The 21,352-nt window shown below is 52.9% G+C and carries 19 protein-coding genes; 14 read left to right on the top strand and 5 right to left on the bottom strand.

Going from position 1 to position 21,352, the window contains the following annotated elements; all coding sequences use genetic code 11:
• Nucleotides 1–301 precede the first annotated feature (301 nt).
• The 7 genes from entC to EOS98_RS16120 all read left to right on the top strand — a co-directional run bounded on the left by entC (nucleotide 302) and on the right by EOS98_RS16120 (nucleotide 7,687).
• Complete coding sequence (gene entC / locus EOS98_RS16150) at nucleotides 302–1,477, top strand: isochorismate synthase EntC (RefSeq protein WP_023231632.1); 1,176 nt, start codon at nucleotides 302–304, stop codon at nucleotides 1,475–1,477.
• A gap of 9 nt (nucleotides 1,478–1,486) precedes the next feature.
• Nucleotides 1,487–3,097 (top strand): (2,3-dihydroxybenzoyl)adenylate synthase EntE, encoded by a 1,611-nt coding sequence (entE, locus tag EOS98_RS16145; protein WP_001222447.1) that lies wholly within the window; start codon nucleotides 1,487–1,489, stop codon nucleotides 3,095–3,097.
• A gap of 13 nt (nucleotides 3,098–3,110) precedes the next feature.
• Entirely contained in the window at nucleotides 3,111–3,968 is an 858-nt protein-coding gene (locus tag EOS98_RS16140; protein WP_001577997.1) for an isochorismatase, read from the top strand.
• The gene (gene entA, locus EOS98_RS16135) at nucleotides 3,968–4,723 is read left to right on the top strand and encodes a 2,3-dihydro-2,3-dihydroxybenzoate dehydrogenase EntA (RefSeq protein WP_126524206.1); all 756 of its coding nucleotides are present in this window, start codon (nucleotides 3,968–3,970) and stop codon (nucleotides 4,721–4,723) included. The genes EOS98_RS16140 and entA overlap by 1 nt, the downstream gene beginning before the upstream one ends.
• 2 nt (nucleotides 4,724–4,725) lie before the next feature.
• Nucleotides 4,726–5,139, top strand: a complete 414-nt coding sequence (entH, locus tag EOS98_RS16130; RefSeq protein ID WP_000637966.1) for a proofreading thioesterase EntH — start codon at nucleotides 4,726–4,728, stop codon at nucleotides 5,137–5,139.
• A gap of 181 nt (nucleotides 5,140–5,320) precedes the next feature.
• Nucleotides 5,321–7,426 carry a pyruvate/proton symporter CstA gene (gene cstA / locus EOS98_RS16125; protein WP_001043108.1) on the top strand — a complete coding sequence of 702 codons (2,106 nt, stop codon included), beginning with the start codon at nucleotides 5,321–5,323 and terminating at the stop codon, nucleotides 7,424–7,426.
• Between the two features lie 63 nt (nucleotides 7,427–7,489).
• Nucleotides 7,490–7,687 (top strand): YbdD/YjiX family protein, encoded by a 198-nt coding sequence (locus EOS98_RS16120; RefSeq protein ID WP_000460619.1) that lies wholly within the window; start codon nucleotides 7,490–7,492, stop codon nucleotides 7,685–7,687.
• A 35-nt stretch (nucleotides 7,688–7,722) separates the two neighbouring features.
• Here EOS98_RS16120 and EOS98_RS16115 read toward each other — a convergent pair whose 3' ends face one another.
• On the bottom strand, nucleotides 7,723–8,811 hold the full coding sequence (locus tag EOS98_RS16115) for an oxidoreductase (RefSeq protein ID WP_080091139.1): 1,089 nt from the start codon (nucleotides 8,809–8,811) through the stop codon (nucleotides 7,723–7,725).
• Between the two features lie 126 nt (nucleotides 8,812–8,937).
• Here EOS98_RS16115 and EOS98_RS16110 point away from each other — a divergent pair, with 126 nt between their 5' ends.
• Nucleotides 8,938–10,098, top strand: coding sequence for a pyridoxal phosphate-dependent aminotransferase (locus EOS98_RS16110; RefSeq protein ID WP_001245599.1), 1,161 nt, complete (start codon nucleotides 8,938–8,940; stop codon nucleotides 10,096–10,098).
• Here EOS98_RS16110 and EOS98_RS16105 read toward each other — a convergent pair whose 3' ends face one another.
• The 4 genes from EOS98_RS16105 to dsbG form a co-directional block, all read right to left on the bottom strand.
• Nucleotides 10,099–10,716, bottom strand: coding sequence for an IbrB-like domain-containing protein (locus EOS98_RS16105; RefSeq protein WP_001164755.1), 618 nt, complete (start codon nucleotides 10,714–10,716; stop codon nucleotides 10,099–10,101).
• A complete protein-coding gene (locus EOS98_RS16100) occupies nucleotides 10,689–11,924 on the bottom strand; it encodes a phosphoadenosine phosphosulfate reductase (protein WP_000118141.1) in 1,236 nt (411 codons plus the stop codon). The genes EOS98_RS16105 and EOS98_RS16100 overlap by 28 nt, the downstream gene beginning before the upstream one ends.
• 162 nt (nucleotides 11,925–12,086) lie before the next feature.
• Nucleotides 12,087–12,992, bottom strand: coding sequence for a DNA-binding transcriptional repressor CitR (gene citR / locus EOS98_RS16095; protein ID WP_039589546.1), 906 nt, complete (start codon nucleotides 12,990–12,992; stop codon nucleotides 12,087–12,089).
• A gap of 316 nt (nucleotides 12,993–13,308) precedes the next feature.
• Nucleotides 13,309–14,055 carry a thiol:disulfide interchange protein DsbG gene (gene dsbG, locus EOS98_RS16085; protein WP_000597122.1) on the bottom strand — a complete coding sequence of 249 codons (747 nt, stop codon included), beginning with the start codon at nucleotides 14,053–14,055 and terminating at the stop codon, nucleotides 13,309–13,311.
• 440 nt (nucleotides 14,056–14,495) lie between these two features.
• On the opposite strand from dsbG, the gene ahpC reads away from it, so the two are divergent.
• The 6 genes from ahpC to EOS98_RS16055 all read left to right on the top strand — a co-directional run bounded on the left by ahpC (nucleotide 14,496) and on the right by EOS98_RS16055 (nucleotide 21,352).
• On the top strand, nucleotides 14,496–15,059 hold the full coding sequence (gene ahpC, locus EOS98_RS16080; RefSeq protein ID WP_000052802.1) for an alkyl hydroperoxide reductase subunit C: 564 nt from the start codon (nucleotides 14,496–14,498) through the stop codon (nucleotides 15,057–15,059).
• Nucleotides 15,060–15,300: 241 nt separating this feature from the next.
• Nucleotides 15,301–16,866, top strand: a complete 1,566-nt coding sequence (gene ahpF, locus EOS98_RS16075) for an alkyl hydroperoxide reductase subunit F (RefSeq protein WP_000887644.1) — start codon at nucleotides 15,301–15,303, stop codon at nucleotides 16,864–16,866.
• 332 nt (nucleotides 16,867–17,198) lie between these two features.
• Entirely contained in the window at nucleotides 17,199–17,759 is a 561-nt protein-coding gene (locus EOS98_RS16070; protein WP_094897699.1) for a molecular chaperone, read from the top strand.
• Nucleotides 17,752–20,031 carry a molybdopterin-dependent oxidoreductase gene (locus EOS98_RS16065; RefSeq protein WP_094897700.1) on the top strand — a complete coding sequence of 760 codons (2,280 nt, stop codon included), beginning with the start codon at nucleotides 17,752–17,754 and terminating at the stop codon, nucleotides 20,029–20,031. The genes EOS98_RS16070 and EOS98_RS16065 overlap by 8 nt, the downstream gene beginning before the upstream one ends.
• Nucleotides 20,028–20,585, top strand: a complete 558-nt coding sequence (locus EOS98_RS16060) for a 4Fe-4S dicluster domain-containing protein (protein WP_001250381.1) — start codon at nucleotides 20,028–20,030, stop codon at nucleotides 20,583–20,585. Before EOS98_RS16065 ends, EOS98_RS16060 begins: the two co-directional genes overlap by 4 nt.
• Nucleotides 20,585–21,352 (top strand): dimethyl sulfoxide reductase anchor subunit family protein, encoded by a 768-nt coding sequence (locus EOS98_RS16055; protein WP_000417102.1) that lies wholly within the window; start codon nucleotides 20,585–20,587, stop codon nucleotides 21,350–21,352. The genes EOS98_RS16060 and EOS98_RS16055 overlap by 1 nt, the downstream gene beginning before the upstream one ends.

Raw genomic sequence — 21,352 nt, 5'->3', positions numbered from 1 at the left:
TCCTGTTATTAATAAAGTTAATGCTTCTCATTTTCATATCGGCGGCAGCGAGATGCAAGCCTTAGTGCCATTTAACTCATGACCAGAGTTGACAGAGCGACGTTTTACTCTTAGGTTAGCGCACTAAAAATAGAAATAATAATCATTATTATACACAAAATCATTCAAGAAGCATCGCGACGGCAAGGGAAGAAATCCCCGCGAGCATAGATAACTGTGTGACCGGGGTTTCTGAGCGCAGCCAACAAAGAGGCAGCTTGAAAGATGAAGTGTATATAAGCCTTTATCATTGGAGGATGATATGGATATGTCACTGGCCGAGGACGCTCAGGAGACAATGGCAACGCTTGCTCCCGATCGCTTTTTCTTCATGTCGCCGTATCGCAGTTTTACCACTTCCGGGTGCTTCGCCCGTTATACCGAGCCTGCGGTTGCCGGAGATTCGCCGGATAGCCCTTTCCAGCAGAAATTGCGCCAGCAGTTTGCCGAGGCCAAATCGCAGGGCATCGCCAACCCTATCCTGGTGGGGGCGATCCCCTTTGATACCCGTCAGCCGTCGTCGCTATTTATCCCGATGGCGTGGCAGTCCTTTTCCCGCCAGCAAAAGCAGCGCACGGCGCGTTATTTTACTGCCCATCAGCCGCTGACGGTGACGGCGCGAAAGGCGATTCCGGAGCAGGATGCTTTTGAAGCGATGGTCGCACGTGCGGCTATGCTGACCGCCACGCCAGACGTCGATAAAGTGGTGCTTTCCCGGTTAATAGATATCACCACTGATGTGGCGGTGGATAGCGGAGCATTGCTGGAGCGGCTGGTTGCGCAGAATCCAGTTAGTTACAACTTCCATGTGCCACTGGCGGATGGCGGCGTTCTGCTGGGCGCCAGCCCCGAATTGCTGCTACGCAAAGAGGGCGAGCGGTTTAGTTCGCTGCCGTTAGCAGGCTCGGCACGCCGGCAGCCGGATGACGTTCTGGATCGCGAGGCGGGAAACCGACTGCTGGCTTCACAAAAAGATCGCCATGAACATGAGCTGGTGACGCAGGCGATGAAGCAGATCCTGCGCGATCGCAGCACGGAACTGCAATTACCTTCCTCTCCGCAGTTGATCACCACGCCGACGCTATGGCATCTCGGTACGCCGTTTGAGGGCAAGGCCAACGCCGGAGAAAACGCGCTGACGCTGGCCTGTCTGCTGCATCCAACGCCTGCGTTAAGCGGTTTCCCCCATCAGGTCGCGAAAAAGCTGATTGCTGAACTGGAACCGTTCGATCGTGAACTGTTTGGCGGCATTGTCGGCTGGTGCGACGCCGAAGGAAACGGCGAGTGGGTAGTAACGATTCGTTGCGCGAAATTGCACGGTAATCAGGTGCGCCTGTTCGCCGGCGCCGGGATTGTCCCTGCCTCTTCGCCAGTCGGAGAGTGGCGGGAAACCGGCGTCAAGCTCTCTACGATGTTGAACGTTTTTGGACTGCATTAAGGAACGATGATGCGTATACCTTTCACCCGTTGGCCGGATGAATTTGCCCGCCGTTATCGTGAAAAAGGCTACTGGCAAGACGTGCCGTTGACCGATATTCTGACCCGCCACGCTGACAGCGACAAGACGGCGGTCATTGAAGGCGAGCGCGCATTCAGCTATCGCCAGCTCAACCAGGCCGCGGATAATCTGGCCTGCAGTTTACGCCGTCAGGGCATCAAACCTGGCGAAACCGCTCTGGTGCAACTGGGGAATGTACCGGAACTGTATATCACCTTTTTCGCCCTGTTGAAGCTTGGCGTAGCGCCCGTTCTGGCGCTGTTTAGCCATCAACGTACCGAACTTAACGCCTATGCGATGCAGATCGCGCCGACGCTGGTGATTGCCGATCGCCAACATACGCTGTTCGCCGGGGAGGACTTTCTCAACACGTTTGTGGCTGAACACCGCTCTGTGCGGGTGGTGTTATTGCGCAACGACGACGGCGATCACAGCCTGGACGCGGCGATGCGGCAGGCGGCGGAAGATTTCACCGCCACGCCATCACCTGCTGACGAAGTGGCCTACTTTCAGCTTTCCGGCGGTACTACCGGCACGCCAAAGCTTATTCCCCGTACCCATAACGACTATTACTACAGCGTGCGCCGCAGCAATGAGATTTGCGGTTTCAACGAGGAGACGCGTTTTCTGTGCGCGATTCCCGCCGCGCATAACTACGCCATGAGTTCGCCGGGCGCGCTGGGCGTTTTTCTCGCCAAAGGAACGGTAGTGCTGGCGACCGATCCCAGCGCCACGCTCTGTTTCCCGCTGATCGAAAAACACCAGATTAATGCCACGGCGCTGGTGCCGCCCGCGGTCAGTCTATGGCTACAGGCTATCCAGGAGTGGGGCGGCAATGCGCCGCTGGCGTCATTAAGGTTATTGCAGGTCGGCGGCGCGCGGCTTTCTGCGACGCTGGCCGCCCGTATTCCGGCTGAAATTGGCTGTCAGTTGCAGCAGGTCTTCGGCATGGCGGAAGGGTTAGTGAACTATACCCGGCTGGACGATAGTCCGGAACGGATTATCAATACCCAGGGAAGACCCATGTGTCCGGACGACGAAGTGTGGGTGGCGGATGCTGACGGGAATCCACTGCCGCCGGGCGAGATTGGTCGTCTGATGACGCGCGGCCCCTATACTTTTCGCGGCTATTTCAACAGTCCGCAACACAATGCCAGCGCCTTTGACGCCAACGGTTTTTACTGTTCCGGCGATCTGATCTCCATTGATCAAGACGGCTACATCACCGTTCACGGGCGTGAAAAAGATCAGATCAATCGGGGCGGCGAGAAGATAGCCGCCGAAGAGATAGAAAACCTGTTACTGCGCCACCCGGCGGTGATCCATGCGGCGCTGGTCAGCATGGAAGATGAACTGCTGGGGGAAAAAAGTTGCGCATATCTGGTGGTAAAAGAGCCGCTGCGAGCGGTACAGGTACGCCGTTTCCTGCGAGAGCAGGGCGTGGCGGAATTTAAATTACCGGATCGCGTGGAGTGCGTTGCGTCACTGCCGCTGACGCCGGTTGGTAAAGTCGATAAAAAACAATTACGCCAGCGGTTGGCGTCACGTTCACCGCTCTGAAGGAGAAAGAGAGATGGCCATTCCAAAACTACAGTCTTACGCGCTGCCCACCGCACTGGATATCCCGACCAACAAAGTGAACTGGGCATTTGAGCCGGAGCGCGCGGCGCTGCTCATCCACGATATGCAGGATTACTTTGTCAGCTTTTGGGGCCGCAACTGCCCAATGATGGACCAGGTAATTGCCAATATCGCCGCTCTGCGCCAGTACTGTAAGGAACATCATATCCCGGTCTATTACACCGCTCAGCCGAAAGAGCAAAGCGATGAAGATCGCGCGTTACTCAATGATATGTGGGGACCGGGACTGACGCGCTCTCCGGAACAGCAGAAGGTGGTAGAAGCCTTAACGCCGGATGAGGCGGATACGGTGCTGGTGAAGTGGCGCTATAGCGCGTTTCACCGCTCGCCGCTGGAACAGATGTTAAAAGATACCGGACGCAATCAGCTCATCATTACCGGCGTGTATGCGCATATTGGCTGTATGACCACCGCTACCGATGCGTTTATGCGCGACATTAAGCCGTTTATGGTGGCGGATGCGCTGGCGGATTTCAGCCGGGAAGAGCATCTGATGGCGCTGAACTATGTGGCGGGGCGTTCAGGTCGCGTCGTCATGACTGAATCGCTGCTGCCGACGCCGGTTCCTGCCAGTAAAGCGGCGCTGCGGGCGTTGATTCTGCCGTTGCTGGATGAGACTGACGAGCCGCTGGATGATGAAAACCTGATTGATTATGGCCTGGATTCAGTACGCATGATGGGGCTGGCGGCGCGCTGGCGTAAAGTACACGGCGATATCGACTTCGTGATGCTGGCGAAAAATCCGACCATTGACGCCTGGTGGGCGCTGCTTTCTCGCGAGGTAGGGTAATGGCCTGTATTGATTTTTCAGACAAAACGGTATGGGTGACCGGGGCGGGGAAAGGGATCGGTTACGCGACGGCGCTGGCGTTTGTTGACGCCGGGGCGCGGGTGATCGGCTTCGATCGCGAATTTACGCAAGAGAATTATCCCTTTGCTACCGAAGTCATGGATGTGGCGGATGCCGGGCAGGTTGCGCAGGTGTGCCAGCGTGTGTTGCAAAAAACGCCGCGGCTGGATGTGCTGGTCAACGCCGCCGGTATTTTGCGTATGGGAGCGACCGATGCGTTTAGCGTTGACGACTGGCAGCAGACATTTGCGGTCAATGTGGGCGGGGCATTTAACCTGTTTTCCCAGACGATGGCGCAGTTTCGCCGTCAGCAGGGAGGGGCGATTGTCACCGTAGCCTCAGATGCGGCGCATACGCCGCGCATCGGTATGAGCGCCTACGGCGCCTCTAAAGCGGCGCTGAAAAGCCTGGCGCTAACCGTAGGGCTGGAGCTGGCGGGCTGTGGGGTGCGCTGTAATGTGGTGTCGCCCGGTTCGACCGACACCGATATGCAGCGCACGTTATGGGTAAGTGAAGATGCCGAACAGCAGCGTATTCGCGGTTTCGGCGAACAGTTTAAGCTCGGCATACCGCTCGGTAAAATCGCCCGTCCGCAGGAGATAGCCAATACCATTTTGTTTCTTGCCTCCGATCTGGCCAGCCACATTACCTTGCAGGATATCGTGGTGGACGGCGGTTCAACATTGGGAGCCTGACGATGATCTGGAAACGGCATTTAACGCTGGATGAATTGAACGCTACCAGTCAGAACACGCTGGTGGCGCATCTGGGCATTGTTTACACCCGTCTGGGCGATGACGTGCTGGAGGCGGAAATGCCTGTCGATGCCCGCACTCATCAACCGTTTGGTCTGCTACACGGCGGCGCATCGGCAGCGCTGGCGGAGACGTTAGGATCAATGGCGGGTTATCTGATGACCCGCGACGGGCAGTGCGTGGTCGGGACCGAGTTAAACGCCACCCACCACCGCGCCGTCTCGCAGGGGAAAGTACGCGGCGTTTGCCTGCCGCTGCATCTGGGGCGGCAGAATCAAAGCTGGGAAATTACGCTCTTTGACGAGCAGGGGAGGCGCTGCTGCACCTGTCGCCTGGGAACGGCGGTAATGGGATAGTTCTGGCAAAGTAAAATGCAATTGCAGCATTAACGAAGAAAGGAAGTGATCTGGTTAACACTGTAATGTAAAAAATGGGTAACGATACGGTTTTATCATGTTGTTGTGTTGTTAATTACGGTAAAGGTGTTATAGAAACAAAATGTAACATCTCTCTGGAACACCCAAACGGACAACAACTATGAATAAATCAGGGAAATACCTCGTCTGGACAGCGCTCTCAGTATTGGGTGCGTTTGCCCTGGGCTATATTGCGTTAAATCGTGGGGAACAGATCAACGCGCTATGGATCGTGGTGGCGTCGGTCTGTGTCTATCTAATTGCGTATCGTTTTTATGGGCTCTATATCGCCAAAAAAGTGCTGGCGGTTGACCCAACGCGTATGACGCCCGCGGTACGTCATAATGATGGTCTGGATTATGTCCCGACCGATAAGAAAGTGCTTTTTGGTCACCATTTTGCGGCCATTGCTGGCGCAGGTCCGCTGGTCGGGCCGGTACTGGCGGCGCAGATGGGCTATCTGCCGGGGATGATCTGGCTGTTGGCGGGCGTCGTGCTGGCGGGAGCGGTGCAGGACTTTATGGTGCTGTTCGTCTCGACCCGGCGCGATGGGCGTTCGCTTGGCGAGCTGGTTAAAGAGGAGATGGGCGCGACGGCAGGGGTGATCGCGCTGGTAGCCTGCTTTATGATCATGGTGATCATTCTGGCCGTCCTGGCGATGATCGTGGTGAAAGCGCTGACCCATAGCCCGTGGGGAACGTACACTGTCGCGTTCACTATTCCACTGGCGATTTTTATGGGTATCTACCTGCGTTATCTGCGTCCGGGGCGCATCGGCGAGGTGTCGGTCATTGGGCTGGTATTTCTTATTTTCGCTATTATTTCCGGCGGATGGGTGGCGGCAAGCCCAACCTGGGCGCCGTACTTTGATTTTACTGGCGTGCAGCTTACCTGGATGCTGGTGGGTTATGGTTTTGTCGCGGCGGTACTGCCGGTCTGGCTGCTGCTCGCGCCGCGTGATTACCTCTCTACCTTCCTGAAAATTGGTACGATTGTCGGTCTGGCGGTCGGGATTCTGATCATGCGTCCGACGCTGACTATGCCGGCGCTGACCAAATTTGTTGATGGTACCGGACCGGTCTGGACGGGCGACCTGTTCCCGTTCCTGTTTATTACCATCGCCTGCGGCGCGGTATCCGGTTTCCATGCGCTCATCTCCTCCGGCACGACGCCGAAGATGTTGGCCAACGAAGGCCAGGCCTGCTTTATCGGCTACGGCGGGATGTTAATGGAATCTTTCGTCGCCATTATGGCGCTGGTCTCCGCCTGTATTATCGATCCGGGCGTTTACTTTGCGATGAATAGCCCGATGGCGGTACTGGCGCCAGCGGGGACAGCGGATGTTGTGGCTTCTGCCGCGCAGGTGGTCAGTAGTTGGGGTTTCGCTATCACGCCGGATACGTTACACCAGATTGCCAATGAAGTCGGCGAACAATCCATTATCTCCCGCGCAGGCGGTGCGCCAACGCTGGCGGTAGGGATGGCCTACATTTTACATGGCGCGTTGGGCGGCATGATGGATGTGGCGTTCTGGTATCACTTCGCCATTCTGTTTGAAGCGCTGTTTATTCTGACGGCGGTGGATGCGGGTACCCGTGCGGCGCGCTTTATGTTGCAGGATTTGTTGGGCGTAGTGTCGCCAGGGCTGAAACGTACCGATTCGCTGCCAGCGAACCTGCTTGCTACGGCATTGTGCGTGCTGGCGTGGGGGTATTTCCTCCATCAGGGCGTGGTCGATCCGTTGGGCGGTATTAACACCCTGTGGCCGCTGTTTGGCATCGCCAACCAGATGCTGGCGGGTATGGCGCTGATGCTTTGCGCCGTGGTACTGTTCAAAATGAAGCGTCAGCGTTATGCGTGGGTCGCGCTGGTGCCAACGGCCTGGCTGCTGATTTGTACGCTGACGGCGGGCTGGCAGAAAGCGTTTAGTCCGGATGCGAAAATCGGCTTCCTGGCCATTGCCAATAAGTTCCAGGCGATGATCGACAGCGGCAATATTCCGCCGCAGTACACCGAATCGCAGCTCGCGCAATTGGTATTCAATAACCGTCTGGATGCCGGGCTAACCATCTTCTTTATGGTGGTGGTCGTGGTGCTGGCGGTCTTCTCTATTAAGACGGCGCTGGCCGCTCTGAAGATTGATAAACCGACGGCGAATGAAACGCCGTATGAGCCGATGCCGGAAAATGTGGATGAGATCGTGACGCAGGCGAAAGGCGCGCACTAATCTTTTTACATCAATAGCCCTCTCCAGAATAAGGAGAGGGCATTTGGATGACAGGTGACAACGATGTTCGATACGCTTTCGAAAGCCGGAAAATATCTGGGACAGGCCGCAAAAATGATGATTGGCGTGCCAGACTACGACAACTATGTGGAACATATGCGCATAACGCATCCGGATCAGACGCCGATGACCTATGAAGAATTTTTCCGCGAGCGGCAGGATGCGCGCTATGGTGGAAAAGGCGGCGCGCGTTGCTGCTGAGGGTTGCCAGGCCTGATAAACGCAACGTCACCAGGCTATATTCTGAAAAATTCAACTTTTTCAAACGCCGCACGCAGGGTGTCTGGCGTTAACGTCACCGGTAAATAGTGGATGGATTCGACCGGGCGCAGGGTATGCGCGATGACCCTATCGATCTCGGCGGTGTTATGAATATCCACGTCCAGTTCGCTAAGCCGGGTCGGCAGATGAAATCGCCGGTACGCTGTAATCAATTGCGCCAGCACGTCATCTTGTCCCAGTAGCGCGCTTTGCACCAGAATGCCATAAGCTACTTTCGTTCCGTGCAGGAATTTTTCCGTTTGCGGCAGAACGGTCAGACCGTTGTGTACCGCATGGGCGGCGGCGACACGGGTATAGCGTTCCCCGAGGCCGCCGACCATACCGCCGCCAGCGATAATCGCATCCACCACGTCGCAAAATGCCTGGGTCAGCCGACGCTGCTGTTTATCCGCTAATGCTTGTTCGCTGCTGTCCAGCAGGAGATCGCGAATAGCGCACGCGCTGTTAATGCCCAGTCTTACGGTCAAAGGTAACGTTTCAGGCTGCGGCGCAAGCACAACGGCTTCATACCATTTCGCCAGCGTATCGCCAATGCCAGCTAACAGATAGTCATCGGGCGCCTGCAGAATAATGCGCGGTTCGACCAGCACCAGAAAATTGGCATCATCAAAAATTTCGAACTGTAACGCCTGTCCCGCATCGTTATACCAGACGGAAAGCGGTGTCCAGGCGGCGCAGGTCGCTGCGATGGTCGGGATAGCGACAAACGGCAGCGCCAGACGGCGGGCGAGCGCTTTAGCGGTATCGAGCAGCGCGCCGCCGCCGACGCCTATCACCACCTGACGATCGTCGTTGCAGGCGTGCGCCAGTTGGGCAACATGGCGTTCGCTACAATGGCCGGTAAACTGCAGATGTTTTGCGCCAGCACGTTCAAACGCTTCCGGCAGGTAAGGCCGGGCGGCGGCAATCGCGCGTTCGCCGTACACCCAAACGGCGTGGGAAAGCTGTTCCGGCGTGAAAAAGTCTGTCAGTCTTCCGAGGCTTCCGGCATGGGAAAAATAATTCGCCGGGCCGGTAACGACGCGGATTTCAGTGTGGTTCATGTTGTGTTGTCCTTAGGGTCTTCTCACCGCTGTTATTATATTTAGACATCTAAACGTCTTGATTGCCAAATACTAACACCCTGTGATAGTGTGTCAATAACCACATCACTGGCGGGTATGAAGATAATGAGAAATAACCCACTGATTCCAAAAAGCAAATTGCCCAATCTTGGCACCACGATTTTTACGCAAATGAGCGCGCTGGCGCAGAAACATCAGGCAATAAATTTATCGCAAGGCTTCCCTGATTTTGATGGTCCTCGTTATTTGCACGAGCGGTTGGCTTATCATGTCGCGCAGGGCGCGAATCAATATGCGCCGATGACGGGCGCGCAGGCGCTGCGGGAGGCCATAGCCGATAAAACGGCGGAAATATATGGTTATCGACCCGATGACGTAAGTGATATCACCGTCACGGCGGGCGCGACAGAAGCGCTGTATGCGGCGATTACCGCGCTGGTGCGGGCAGGGGATGAGGTTATCTGTTTCGATCCCAGTTACGACAGCTATGCCCCGGCCGTGGCGCTTTCCGGCGGCGTGTTAAAACGCATAGCGCTTACGCCGCCGCATTTTCGCGTCGACTGGCAGGCGTTTTCGGCGCTGCTTAGCGAGCGCACGCGGCTGGTGATCCTCAATACGCCGCATAATCCCACCGCTACCGTCTGGCGTCAGGAGGATATCGAGGCGCTGTGGCAGGCTATCGGCGAGCGGGAAATTTATGTGTTAAGCGATGAAGTGTACGAACATATTTGTTTTGCCGTCGAAGGCCATGCCAGCGTATTGGCGCACCCTCAGTTACGAGAGCGGGCGGTTGCCGTTTCATCGTTTGGTAAAACCTTTCATATGACAGGATGGAAGATTGGTTACTGCGTTGCGCCTGCGGCCATTAGCGCCGAAATACGCAAAGTTCATCAGTACCTGACGTTTTGCGTCAATACGCCGGCGCAACTGGCGCTGGCGGATATGCTGCGCGCCGCGCCGGAACACTATCGCGCGTTACCCGATTTTTACCGGAAAAAACGCGATGTGCTGGTTAACGCGCTGGCGCAAAGCCGATTAAAAGTGCTGCCCTGTGAAGGTACCTATTTTCTGTTAATCGATTACAGCGCAGTGTCGACGCTAAATGACGTTGAGTTTTGTCAGTGGCTAACCGAAGAAGTCGGTGTCGCCGCTATTCCGCTCTCTGTCTTTTGCGCCGCCCCTTTCCCGCATCAGCTTATACGTTTATGTTTCGCTAAACAGGAATCAACGCTGCTGGCCGCCGCAGAGCGACTGTGTAAACTGTAGTTATTTAACCGTCCACGCTCTGGAGAATCGACGGTCTGCAAAAAGCTCCTGCAGGCCGTTGATCTGTTTCAGGCGCAGGACTTCATCGGCGTCCATACCTAACTCCTGGCCGATTTTGCTCTCGTCCCAGCCTAGCAGAGAAAGTTCGCGCACGATTTCTGACATGGCGTGGATCTGGTGACGCCCGCGCGCGCGGTTATGCCGAATGGTTGCCGCCATGCGTTCGTGACGTTCTCTGTCCAGACACGTTATCGGCAGGTAGCCTTTCAGACGCCTTTTCAGGGCCGCTTTTCCTTTGCCCAGCTCATGACGGTGAAAACCGTCCACAATCTCGTACTCCTCGGCATCGGCCTTTACCACCACGATCGGCTGAGTAAACCCATCTTGTTCAATCGATTTAAGCAGCAGTTTTTTCTCCGGCGGCGCAACGTTATTCGGGTTGTAGTCATTAGGCGAAATATGATCGTTTTTCACCCACAGGACACAATCGACAGGCTCATCGCGAAAAGGACTAACGCTATGTATCGCCATTCTAAATTCATTAATGGCGGCGATCCTCTCCTCTTCAGGCAGTTCAGAGAGAAAGTGAGTTATTTCGGTTGTGAGTCGGTGTTGCATAAGATCCCCCATTCCTGGCGTTTAGCTTTCATACGTTCGTTATAACGCTGGTAATTCTTAGGTTTTGTCGGACTGAATGACAGCGCCCGGCACCAGTAATCATTGTTCAGTAATACTTTGCAGATCCGTCGCCACGACGGAATATCGCGCGATCCGATATCGCCATGCTGCGTTTGTGGAATGGTGTGCATGCCTTTTTTCTTATACCACTGCAAATAAACGGCGATTTTATTACGGTAATGTTCGGCAGTGACTTCAGGCATACTGTGTAGCAGGAGCAGCGCGTACTCTTCCCAGTTAAGGTGATCGGGTTTTAAAATTTTCCGGTGGCCATAAAAATGGCTGTCTTGTCCGGCGTATATTCCTCCGCTGAGTGCGCCGCTGACTCTGGCGCACATGGCCGCCCAGCGCTCAGGTTCGATTACATGATACAGCCATAACCCCTGTCGTTGTTCCGGGCCGAACGGTTCGCAAATACGCATGTAACGGGGCGGTACGCCAGCCTGATACATCAAATTATACAAAGGGTTACAGGGTTTACCTGTTTTGGCGAACCAGGTCCAGATATCTGCGGTTTTCCAGTCATAGATGGGATAGATATACCAGGTGTGCCCTTTAGGGGCTAACGTGGTCCAGGGCTTATCGTCGGCAAAGCGCAGCTTATGCGAGTTAGCGATAGCGGCAAATCGGTTATAGGATTCGTCGGAACGAATACCGACCAGCATAGCGGCAGGACGTTTTTCTGAAAACCAGTCGGCAAAATCGCGAACGAACTGTTCAAAGGTCATGCCTTGTTGATAAAAGGAAAAAAAGGCCGGATCGGTAATCGCATCTTCTGGCGGTTGTCGTACCCAGTCGGTACCCGGTTGCCAACACTGCCACTCCGGCTGGTATTGTGAAAGGGAATTTTGTGTGGTTAAGGGTAATGCGACCCAATAAAAACGCTCAATAACGTCCGCGTAGTATTCACGTAACGATTCAATATAGGCGATGGTACAGGAGAATTGCGCTTCCCAGTCAATGAAGAGAACGTGGATCTTTTTATTCATTTTGCGCGCCAACGTTGCCGTCAGGTGCAGCATAAGTCCTGAATCTTTACCACCAGAAAATGAGACGCAGACCCGGGGTAAGGTTTCCAGGGTCCACATTATACGCTCTTGAGCCGCTTCCAGAACATTTTGCTCAAGCGGAACTTTATAAACCGACATCTCTGGATAGTCTCCGATGTGTTAACTAGAGTATATTCGAATAATTAACATAAAGGATAAGCGGATTAGATGAACTTGCAATGCTTTATTATATTTGCTAAATAAATACATTATGTAGACATATACATTGAATTTATATTACCTCCCTCTTGGGCCTTCTTATTAATACTTTTTTGTGATGTGCTCAATGAGCTCAGCAAATCCGCTATTATTCAGCGAAGCTCTATTATACATAAGATAGAGGGGGTTGGCAGGAACAGAAAAAGGTGTGGAAATTTGTCTAAGCTTAACCGTGGGTTGATAATAATCCACAATAATCTTAGGTAAAAAACCAATAAGATCTGTCACGCTAATCGCATTGGCAATAGTGATAAGCGACTTACTTTTAAAGCCTATAGTTCTTTCTGCTAATACCTGATTAAGGAAAGTCTGATGCTCTTTTACTGCGGCATCATCGGCGGCGATGAGATGAGTAAAATTTTCTTTCAGCAGTTCTTCAACGCTTACGCTCTCTCGCAATCGGGGATGGTTTTCACTGCAAACCAGAACGCATTCCACCCTATAAAAGTGCGTACAAACAATGGAGCGATTACTGATCGGCGACATCGAGAGGACAATATCTGCTTTACGGTAGGCGAGAAGATCTTCAGGAGATTCTTCCGTTCCCAAAATGTCGTGATGTTCAATTTCAATCTGTGGGTCTTTACGCAGATATTTCATCAGTTCCAGTAATTGTTTCGTTATCAACAGCTGTGGGCTGTAGATAATAAACTTTTTCTTCAGGCTGGACTGATTCATTATATTAATAGTTTGTTCCAGGCTGTTAAGGTTATTTTCTAAATGATAATGTAAATTAATGCCTGTTACGGTAGGCGTAATTCCTTTACCTGAACGAATAAATAGAGGGTCGTTGAATTGCGTGCGCAGGCGTTGCAATGACTGGCTTACAGCAGAAGGTGTAATATAGAGTGTTTCTGCTGCTTTGCTAATGCTTAAATGTTGATAGATACATTCAAATATAACCAACAAGTTAAGATCAAATTTTTTAAGGTCGTAAAGGTTAGCCATAGTATCTTCCCGGCATCATCATGGTATCTTCCATGATTATGACTTAATCTCAATAATTTACCAGAGTTATGTTTATTAAACTTAATGTAGAGTTTATTTAAACTAAAATACCACAGTTATGAATATTTTAGCGAGTAAATAATTACAGTAAAGGCGGACATAACGTACACTTTTATAATCACGCCGTTAGTCTAAAAAGGCTGTGCCGGATGACATGCTGGTCTGGCGTCGCGTTAATGCCGGGAGGAGGTTGGCCCGACAAACGCAGCGCTATCGGGCGGGGTACGGTTAAGCTTCTGCCTTGCTAATTTCTGCGTTAAGGCTGCCCCATCATGGCGTCCAGTTGCGCTTTTTCCGGTAAACCTACAACCTGTTGCAAAATCTTATCTTTATTCATGTAATAAATTGCTGGCGTCGCGTTAGCGCCAAGATCGTCCATTAACTGCTGATTCTGATTAATGACTTTCATCTGCGCCGGGGGGATGGACGCCGGAACCTCCAGCTTCATCTTTCCTGCGGAGGCTTCATAGTCATGCCAGGTTTTCGCCGGGTCTTTCGCGGCTAAAATCGCTGCGGCTGTGGCCGGGCTTTCCGGTTTAATCACGCCGACCAGTAACGTACGTAATTGTACCTTGCCGGATTCGACCCACGGACGAGCTTGTTGCCAAAACTGCTTACAATAGGGGCAGAAAGGGTCGGCGAAGACATACAGCACCACCGGCGCGTCTTTTTTACCGTCGAGTATCCATGACGCTTTTTCCATTTTCTGCCACATTTCTCGTCCGGCCGGCGCATAGATCTCTTTTTCTATCAGGGCGTTGCTAAGATTTTCACCTTTTTCATTATACATATAGCCGGAAATCGCGTGTTTACCGTCCGGCGTCAGGTAAATGGTGACGCCCATATCCTGATACTTTCCGAGATAGCCCTTCATGCCCCCCGGCGCCTCGAAGGATTTCAGGATTGTTATGCCCTGTTTTTCAATGGCTTTTACCGGCGCAGGCAGTTCTTCCGCGTGGGCGAGAATGGGCAGCATAGCAAGCAGCAGTGTACGTTTAATCATATTTTTTCCTTTTAAGATCAAAGCGAAAAGAGTATTAATGATGATGCCTATCACAGACATAGGTAAGAGCTGGCGTGCCGGGATTGCCCTTTCTATGCTGGGGTGATGTAATCCTTTTCGCTGTTACAGCCTTTGTTAAGGTAATGTAGAGCGCAACACTTAGCCAGCATATACGCTATGGATTTCGAGTTGCAGACAATACGTCTGTAATTTGCAAGACGAGTCGTACTGGCTCTGAAGTTACCTACGGGTAGTTCAGGTAATGGGGCCGCCTGTCAGGCGGCCTTTTTACTTTAGATGGCTGACAGGGCGCAGTGTTCACAATGTCGCCCGAATCGGGTTGTTAGTTAACGCTTATTGATTTGATAATGGAAACGCATTAGCCGAATCAGCAAAATTTCGTTAACTTACTCCTCAACGAAAACACGGAGGAAGTATAGATGTCCTTAATTAACACCAAAATCAAACCTTTCAAAAACCAGGCGTTCAAAAACGGTGAATTCATTGAAGTCACCGAGAAAGATACCGAAGGCCGCTGGAGCGTCTTCTTCTTCTACCCGGCCGATTTTACCTTTGTTTGCCCGACTGAACTGGGTGACGTTGCCGACCATTACGAAGAACTGCAGAAGCTGGGCGTAGACGTTTATTCCGTCTCAACCGATACTCACTTCACGCACAAAGCATGGCACAGCAGCTCTGAAACTATCGCAAAAATCAAATATGCGATGATCGGCGACCCGACTGGCGCCCTGACCCGTAACTTCGACAACATGCGTGAAGATGAAGGCCTGGCAGACCGTGCGACCTTTGTTGTTGACCCGCAGGGTATCATCCAGGCGATCGAAGTTACCGCTGAAGGTATCGGCCGTGACGCGTCTGACCTGCTGCGTAAAATTAAAGCAGCACAGTACGTTGCCGCTCACCCAGGCGAAGTATGCCCGGCGAAATGGAAAGAAGGTGAAGCGACTCTGGCTCCATCTTTAGACCTGGTCGGTAAAATCTAAATTTCCGTCGTCTTTCACGCCATAGCTGCGTTGGCGTCGCCTGCTCACCCCGGTCACTTACTTCAGTAAGCTCCCGGGGATTCTCAGGCTAGCCACCTTACTCTGACGTGAAATACTTTGGAAATTGTTTCAGTCATGGGCGCACCCGCGCCCATTTCATTTCAGCACCATGACGCAAGTTGCATTAATGCAGTCCCGCGAAGTCGGCTTGCATGATGATGTTTTCAGAGAGGGAAGAAGAATGCTCGACACAAATATGAAAACCCAGCTCAGGGCTTACCTTGAGAAACTGACCAAACCTGTTGAGCTGATTGCCACGCTGGATGACAGCGCTAAATCGGCGGAAATCAAGGAACTGCTGGCTGAAATCGCCGAGCTGTCCGACAAAGTCACGTTTAAAGAAGACAATACTCTGCCGGTGCGCAAGCCGTCTTTCCTGATTACGAATCCAGGTTCTCAGCAGGGGCCGCGCTTTGCCGGTTCTCCGCTGGGCCACGAATTTACCTCGCTGGTTTTGGCGCTGCTGTGGACCGGCGGTCATCCGTCAAAAGAAGCGCAGTCGCTGCTGGAGCAGATTCGCGATATTGACGGCGATTTTGAATTCGAAACTTATTATTCACTCTCCTGCCATAACTGCCCGGACGTAGTGCAGGCGCTGAACCTGATGGCGGTGCTGAACCCGCGTATTAAACATACGGCAATTGATGGCGGTACCTTCCAGAACGAAATCACCGAACGTAACGTGATGGGCGTTCCGGCGGTATTTGTTAACGGTAAAGAGTTCGGCCAGGGACGTATGACTCTGACCGAGATTGTCGCTAAAGTGGATACTGGCGCAGAAAAACGCGCGGCGGAAGCGCTGAACAAACGCGATGCGTATGACGTACTGATTGTCGGCTCCGGCCCGGCGGGCGCGGCGGCGGCGGTCTACTCGGCGCGCAAAGGCATCCGTACCGGTCTGATGGGCGAGCGCTTCGGCGGTCAGGTGCTGGATACCGTGGATATCGAAAACTATATCTCAGTGCCGAAAACCGAAGGCCAGAAACTGGCGGGCGCGCTGAAAGCGCATGTCAGCGATTATGACGTTGACGTTATCGACAGCCAGAGCGCAAGTAAACTGGTTCCGGCCGCGACAGAAGGCGGCCTGCATCAGATTGAAACGGCGTCCGGCGCAGTATTGAAAGCGCGCAGTATCATCATCGCCACCGGCGCGAAATGGCGCAATATGAATGTGCCGGGCGAGGATCAGTATCGCACCAAAGGCGTCACCTATTGTCCGCACTGCGACGGTCCGTTATTTAAAGGGAAGCGTGTGGCGGTCATCGGCGGCGGCAACTCTGGCGTTGAAGCGGCTATCGATCTGGCAGGTATTGTAGAACACGTTACGTTGCTGGAGTTCGCGCCGGAGATGAAGGCGGATCAGGTGCTACAGGACAAAGTGCGTAGCCTGAAAAATGTCGATATCATTTTGAATGCGCAAACGACAGAAGTGAAGGGCGACGGTTCGAAAGTGGTGGGGCTGGAGTATCGTGACCGTGTCAGCGGCGATATTCATAGCGTCGCGCTGGCAGGGATTTTTGTGCAGATTGGTCTGTTGCCGAATACCCACTGGCTGGAAGGCGCGCTTGAGCGTAACCGCATGGGCGAGATCATTATTGACGCCAAATGTGAAACCAGCGTTAAGGGCGTCTTCGCTGCAGGCGATTGCACCACCGTTCCTTACAAACAGATTATCATCGCCACAGGCGAAGGGGCGAAAGCCTCGTTGAGCGCCTTTGATTATCTGATTCGTACCAAAATCGCATAAAAAGAAGTAAGCACACCTGCAAGGTCAGTTAACTGGCCATCGTAAACGGCCCGATAGTGTAAGCTATTCGGGCCTGCGGTGTTTATGCCCGGGGAACGCCGCCGGGTAAAACACGTTCTTCATTATCAATACTCTGAAACCGTCTGTTAATAACAGACGGTTTTTTATTTCAACGGTCTTCTGTTTTTAAACTTTGAAACAATAAAAAAGCCTTCTACGGATTTAACTGGAATTTTTCTGTTTTTTTATCAAAGAAAGATTAAGCGCTTCCGTTAACATGCCCATTCTTTTTTCTTGATTTATATTGCATTTGTATGTGAGGTTATTTATTCATGGATTCAATCTATGAATCACTGACGGAATTAGAAAAAACAGGGCTTACATTGCGTGATTTTTTTAATTCTCATGATAGTCGTTCACTGAAATCTGCCTACGTGAGATTAAATCCCACTGCTGCGGTAAACCTTACCGACCGGGCGTGGCTGGAAGCGGAGTATGATTTTAATGCGCTATTCGTCGGCCCTGGCAAGCTGCTGGCTGCGCCTTTCGCTTCAGTGTATCTGGAAGAGGATGCGCTGGTGATGGGAAAGGCGACGCTGGAGATACGGGAGTTTATGGCAGCGTTGGGATTATCGGTTAATCAGGGGAGCAATATTCCTGACGATCATATTTCCTGCGTGCTGGAATTGACCACACTATTACTGGCTAATACCCGGCAAACGTCACAATACCGATCTACTCTCACTCAATATATCAATAACTATTTAACAAAGTGGGTGCCATTATATATCGAAAAAATAAAAACTCATGCACAAACGACCACGTTATATACGGTGGCGGACATCTTATTTTATTGGCTTGATGAATTAAAACGAGAGTATCTATATGAGTAATGAGACGGGACATCTGAACAGACGTTCTTTTTTAAAGGGGATAGTGGCACTGGGCGCCGTTGCGGCTTTACCCGGAGGATTACTGACCTCCCGATGCGCGCTTGCGCAGCCGCCTGTTCCCTTTAACCCTAAAACGTACAAAATTTATCGTAACGCGTGTCCGCGTAACTGCTATGACACCTGTAGCCTCAAGACGTGGGTAAAGGACGGGGTCATTACTTTCGTGGAAGGCGCGTCGGAATCAACATTTACTCACGGTACGCCTTGCGTCAAAGGGTTAAGCTATCCTCGCCGGGTTTATAGCCCCGATCGTATTAAATATCCCATGGCGCAGGACGTTCGCGGTAGCGGCAACTGGCGTCGCATCTCATGGGAAGAGGCGATGCAGCGCATTGCCGCCAAAATGCTGGAGATTAAGAAAAAAGACGGTTCTATGCTCGGTCTGGCGCTGACCAAATATTCCGGTAAGTTTGGCGTGCTGAACTATGCCGTTGAAGGGATGATGTCCTCGCTTGGCTATACCACCCGTTTTGCCGGTACGCCGTGCTGGCCTGCCGGTATCGACGCGCAAAACTACGACATGGGCGACATGTGGTGTAACGACCCGGAAGATATGGTGAAAGCGAAATACATCATTATCTGGGGCGCCAACCCGGCCTGGTGCTCAATGCACAGCATGAAGTACATCTATCAGGCGCGCGAGAAAGGGGCGAAGGTCGTGGTTATCGACCCGCTGCTGTCGCAGACTGCCGCCAAAGCCGATCTCTACCTGCGCGTACGGCCTGGCTCAGACGGTGCGCTGGCGCTGGGGATGGCGCGTCATCTGGTGGATAAAGGCCTGGTGGATCAGAATTTTGTCAACAACGATGCTCACGGCTATCCGGAATTTGAAGCCTATCTGCGCAATAACGTCACCGTGGAATGGGCGGCAGAAATCTGCGGCCTGTCTGCGGATGTCATTCGCCAGCTGGCAGAAGAGTTTACGGCGGTTAAGCCGGCCACGGTCTGGATTGGTTACGGGATGCAGCGTCATGTCAACGGCGGCGCCAACGTTCGCGCTATCGACGCCTTTGTCGCTATGTCCGGCAACATCGGTGTCGAAGGCGGCGGCGCGCGTTATGGCCATCTGCATACCTGGGGCTTTAACTATAACGCCATGCAGCAGAAGCCGCCGGTGGGCGCTATTGGCATACCGGGAGCGGCGGGCACCACCAGTGAATTCGGGGCTGCCGCTGGCAGCGACGCCGTGCAGTACTCCGATCGCTCTCTGAATATTAACCAGACGGCGCAGGGGATTCTGGAGGCCAACGATCCGCCGGTTCGTATGCTGTGGGTCGCCTGTAAAAACCCGTTTGCCCAGGATTTCGATCGCAGCAAGATGAAGAAAGCGTTTGAAAAACTGGAAATGGTGGTCTGCGCCGATCAGTTCTTCAACGAAACGGTGCAACACGCTGATATCGTGCTGCCCGTTACCACCGCGTTTGAAGAATGGAACGTGGATGCTTCTTACTGGCACTACTGGCTTTCCATTAATCAGCCGGCGATTAAGCCGATGTATGAAGCAAAATGCGATCTCGAAATCGCTACCATGCTGTCGCGCACCATTAATAAGATGGCGCCGGGTTCCTGTACCTTCCCGCAAGAGTTCGATCACAAGCGCTGGCTGGATCAGGAGTTCAACGACGGTATGGCGAAAATGTTCGGCATCTCGTCCTGGGACGATCTGCTGGACGGGCCGAAAAAAGCGATTCTGCCAAGTTCAGCCGCCTGGTACGATCGCAAGTTCAAAACGCCGTCAGGCAAGTATGAATTTAAATCTGAACTGGCGGAGAAAAACGGCCACACCGCGCTGCCGGAATACAAACCGGAAGCCGAGAGCAAACTGCCTTTCCATCTGTTTACGCCGCACGTGCAGTTTGGCCTGCACTCGCAGTTTATCAACCTGGACTGGATGCAGGTGTTCTACCCGGAACCGTTCGTTTATATCCATCCTTCTTCCGCACAAAAAAAAGGCATCAGCGAGAACGATCTGGTCAAAGTTTTCAATGGCACCGGTGAAGTTGAGCTGCGGGCAAAAGTCACCACCAACGTGCCGGAAGATTTTCTGGTGATGTATGAAGCGTGGTTCCCGAAACGGCAGTACAACGTGCAAAACGTCGTGGCCGATACGCCTGCTGATATGGGGCTGATGAAAACTGGCGCGCCGGGCGCCGCTATCCACAGTCAGTTTGCTGACGTTGTATTGATCGGTAAAGGGGAATCCGTAGCATGAGACGTGCGTTTTTAGTGAATAGCGATAAGTGCATCGGCTGCCGCGGCTGTGCTATGGCGTGTAAAAGCTTTAACCAACTGGAGCCGGATCGTTTCTGGCGCTACGTTTATCCGTTGGATAAAGACATCTATCCACATGAAGAGCGGGCGTTTTACTCGCTGGCCTGTAACCACTGCGAACATCCGGCCTGCGTCGCCGCCTGTCCGGTCGAAGCCTATACCAAACGTGAAGATGGCGTGGTGGTGCATAACCCTGAGCGCTGCATTGGCTGCAAAAACTGTATTCGTAACTGTCCTTATGGCGCGCCGCGTTTTAATGAAGAGACGCGTAAAGCGGAAAAATGCAGTATGTGCTACGAGCGTCTTGATATCGGTATGAATCCGGCGTGCGTAAACGCCTGCCCGGTGGGCGCCTTGTCGATTATCGATTTGGATGCCGATCCTGTACCCGATAATGCGGTGCAGTATCCGCCAGGGTTCCCGCATATGCCACAGCTCAATCCAGGAACGCGCTTTATTCTGGCGCGCCAGCCTAAGCAGCCGGAGGACAAGTAATGGAAAAATATGAACTGCCGCTGGTGTTTTTTACGGTATTAAGCCAGATGTCTGTCGGGATGGCTTTGGTACTGACATGGCGTACGCTGCGTGGTGAAGTGGAAGGCCAGCGTTTCTATTGGTTGGCCACCGGGCTGGTGCTGGCATTGGCGTCTATTGCCGCGATTCTGCATCTGGCGCATCCCGATCGCGCTTATAATGCGCTGATTAACCTGCGACATGCCTGGTTAAGTCGGGAAATCCTTGGCGCCACGTTGTTTGGCGCAGCGGTCGGCGTAACGTTCCTGGCAAAGGGACATAAAGCGATGGCTCTTATCGCCTCCGTGTTCGGCGTGTTACTGGTGGCGGTGCAGGGGATGACCTACGCCGCGCCAGCGATGGTAGCTATCGCTAATGGATTTACCATGCTGTTATTTTTTATTACGGTATGGGTCATGGGTTGCGCGGCGATTCCGCTGTTAAAACTCAGGCCTGCCGTTCCTGCGTTACGCCAGGGAATTGTGGTGTGTATCGCGGTACTTATCGCGGCGCCGCTGGTGTGGTTAAGCGGGGGAACGGTAATGCAGATGACGGCGCGTTCATGGCTGGCTTCACCGTTTTATCTGGCAAGCCTGGTCTGCCTTGCGCTCGCTTTTGTCGCCAGCCGTCACGGTGATTCGCGCCCGAAACTCCTGTTCGTCTTGTTATTCGTCGGCGTATTTCTGAGTCGGCTGGTCTTTTTTGGCGACACGGTGAGTACTATTGTGAATATCGGGCATTTGTACTAA

The sequence above is a fragment of the Salmonella sp. SSDFZ69 genome, assembly GCF_004010755.1.
GTDB classification, from domain to species: Bacteria; Pseudomonadota; Gammaproteobacteria; order Enterobacterales; family Enterobacteriaceae; genus Salmonella; species Salmonella enterica.
Note: the sequence above shows the minus strand (reverse complement) of the source record. Positions and strands in the feature narration are given on the sequence as shown.

Bases quoted from the DNA above. Each gene is read 5' to 3' on its own strand.
- dsbG (WP_000597122.1), bottom strand. From the start codon at position 14,055: ATGATTAAACGTACACTGCTGCTTGCTATGCTGCCCATTCTCGCCCAC.
- EOS98_RS16060 (WP_001250381.1), top strand. From the start codon at position 20,028: ATGAGACGTGCGTTTTTAGTGAATAGCGATAAGTGCATCGGCTGCCGC.
- EOS98_RS16065 (WP_094897700.1), top strand. From the start codon at position 17,752: ATGAGTAATGAGACGGGACATCTGAACAGACGTTCTTTTTTAAAGGGG.
- entA (WP_126524206.1), top strand. From the start codon at position 3,968: ATGGCCTGTATTGATTTTTCAGACAAAACGGTATGGGTGACCGGGGCG.
- citR (WP_039589546.1), bottom strand. From the start codon at position 12,992: ATGGCTAACCTTTACGACCTTAAAAAATTTGATCTTAACTTGTTGGTT.
- EOS98_RS16055 (WP_000417102.1), top strand. From the start codon at position 20,585: ATGGAAAAATATGAACTGCCGCTGGTGTTTTTTACGGTATTAAGCCAG.
- EOS98_RS16100 (WP_000118141.1), bottom strand. From the start codon at position 11,924: ATGTCGGTTTATAAAGTTCCGCTTGAGCAAAATGTTCTGGAAGCGGCT.
- ahpC (WP_000052802.1), top strand. From the start codon at position 14,496: ATGTCCTTAATTAACACCAAAATCAAACCTTTCAAAAACCAGGCGTTC.
- EOS98_RS16115 (WP_080091139.1), bottom strand. From the start codon at position 8,811: ATGAACCACACTGAAATCCGCGTCGTTACCGGCCCGGCGAATTATTTT.
- ahpF (WP_000887644.1), top strand. From the start codon at position 15,301: ATGCTCGACACAAATATGAAAACCCAGCTCAGGGCTTACCTTGAGAAA.
- entC (WP_023231632.1), top strand. From the start codon at position 302: ATGGATATGTCACTGGCCGAGGACGCTCAGGAGACAATGGCAACGCTT.
- entH (WP_000637966.1), top strand. From the start codon at position 4,726: ATGATCTGGAAACGGCATTTAACGCTGGATGAATTGAACGCTACCAGT.
- cstA (WP_001043108.1), top strand. From the start codon at position 5,321: ATGAATAAATCAGGGAAATACCTCGTCTGGACAGCGCTCTCAGTATTG.
- EOS98_RS16120 (WP_000460619.1), top strand. From the start codon at position 7,490: ATGTTCGATACGCTTTCGAAAGCCGGAAAATATCTGGGACAGGCCGCA.
- EOS98_RS16110 (WP_001245599.1), top strand. From the start codon at position 8,938: ATGAGAAATAACCCACTGATTCCAAAAAGCAAATTGCCCAATCTTGGC.
- entE (WP_001222447.1), top strand. From the start codon at position 1,487: ATGCGTATACCTTTCACCCGTTGGCCGGATGAATTTGCCCGCCGTTAT.
- EOS98_RS16105 (WP_001164755.1), bottom strand. From the start codon at position 10,716: ATGCAACACCGACTCACAACCGAAATAACTCACTTTCTCTCTGAACTG.
- EOS98_RS16140 (WP_001577997.1), top strand. From the start codon at position 3,111: ATGGCCATTCCAAAACTACAGTCTTACGCGCTGCCCACCGCACTGGAT.
- EOS98_RS16070 (WP_094897699.1), top strand. From the start codon at position 17,199: ATGGATTCAATCTATGAATCACTGACGGAATTAGAAAAAACAGGGCTT.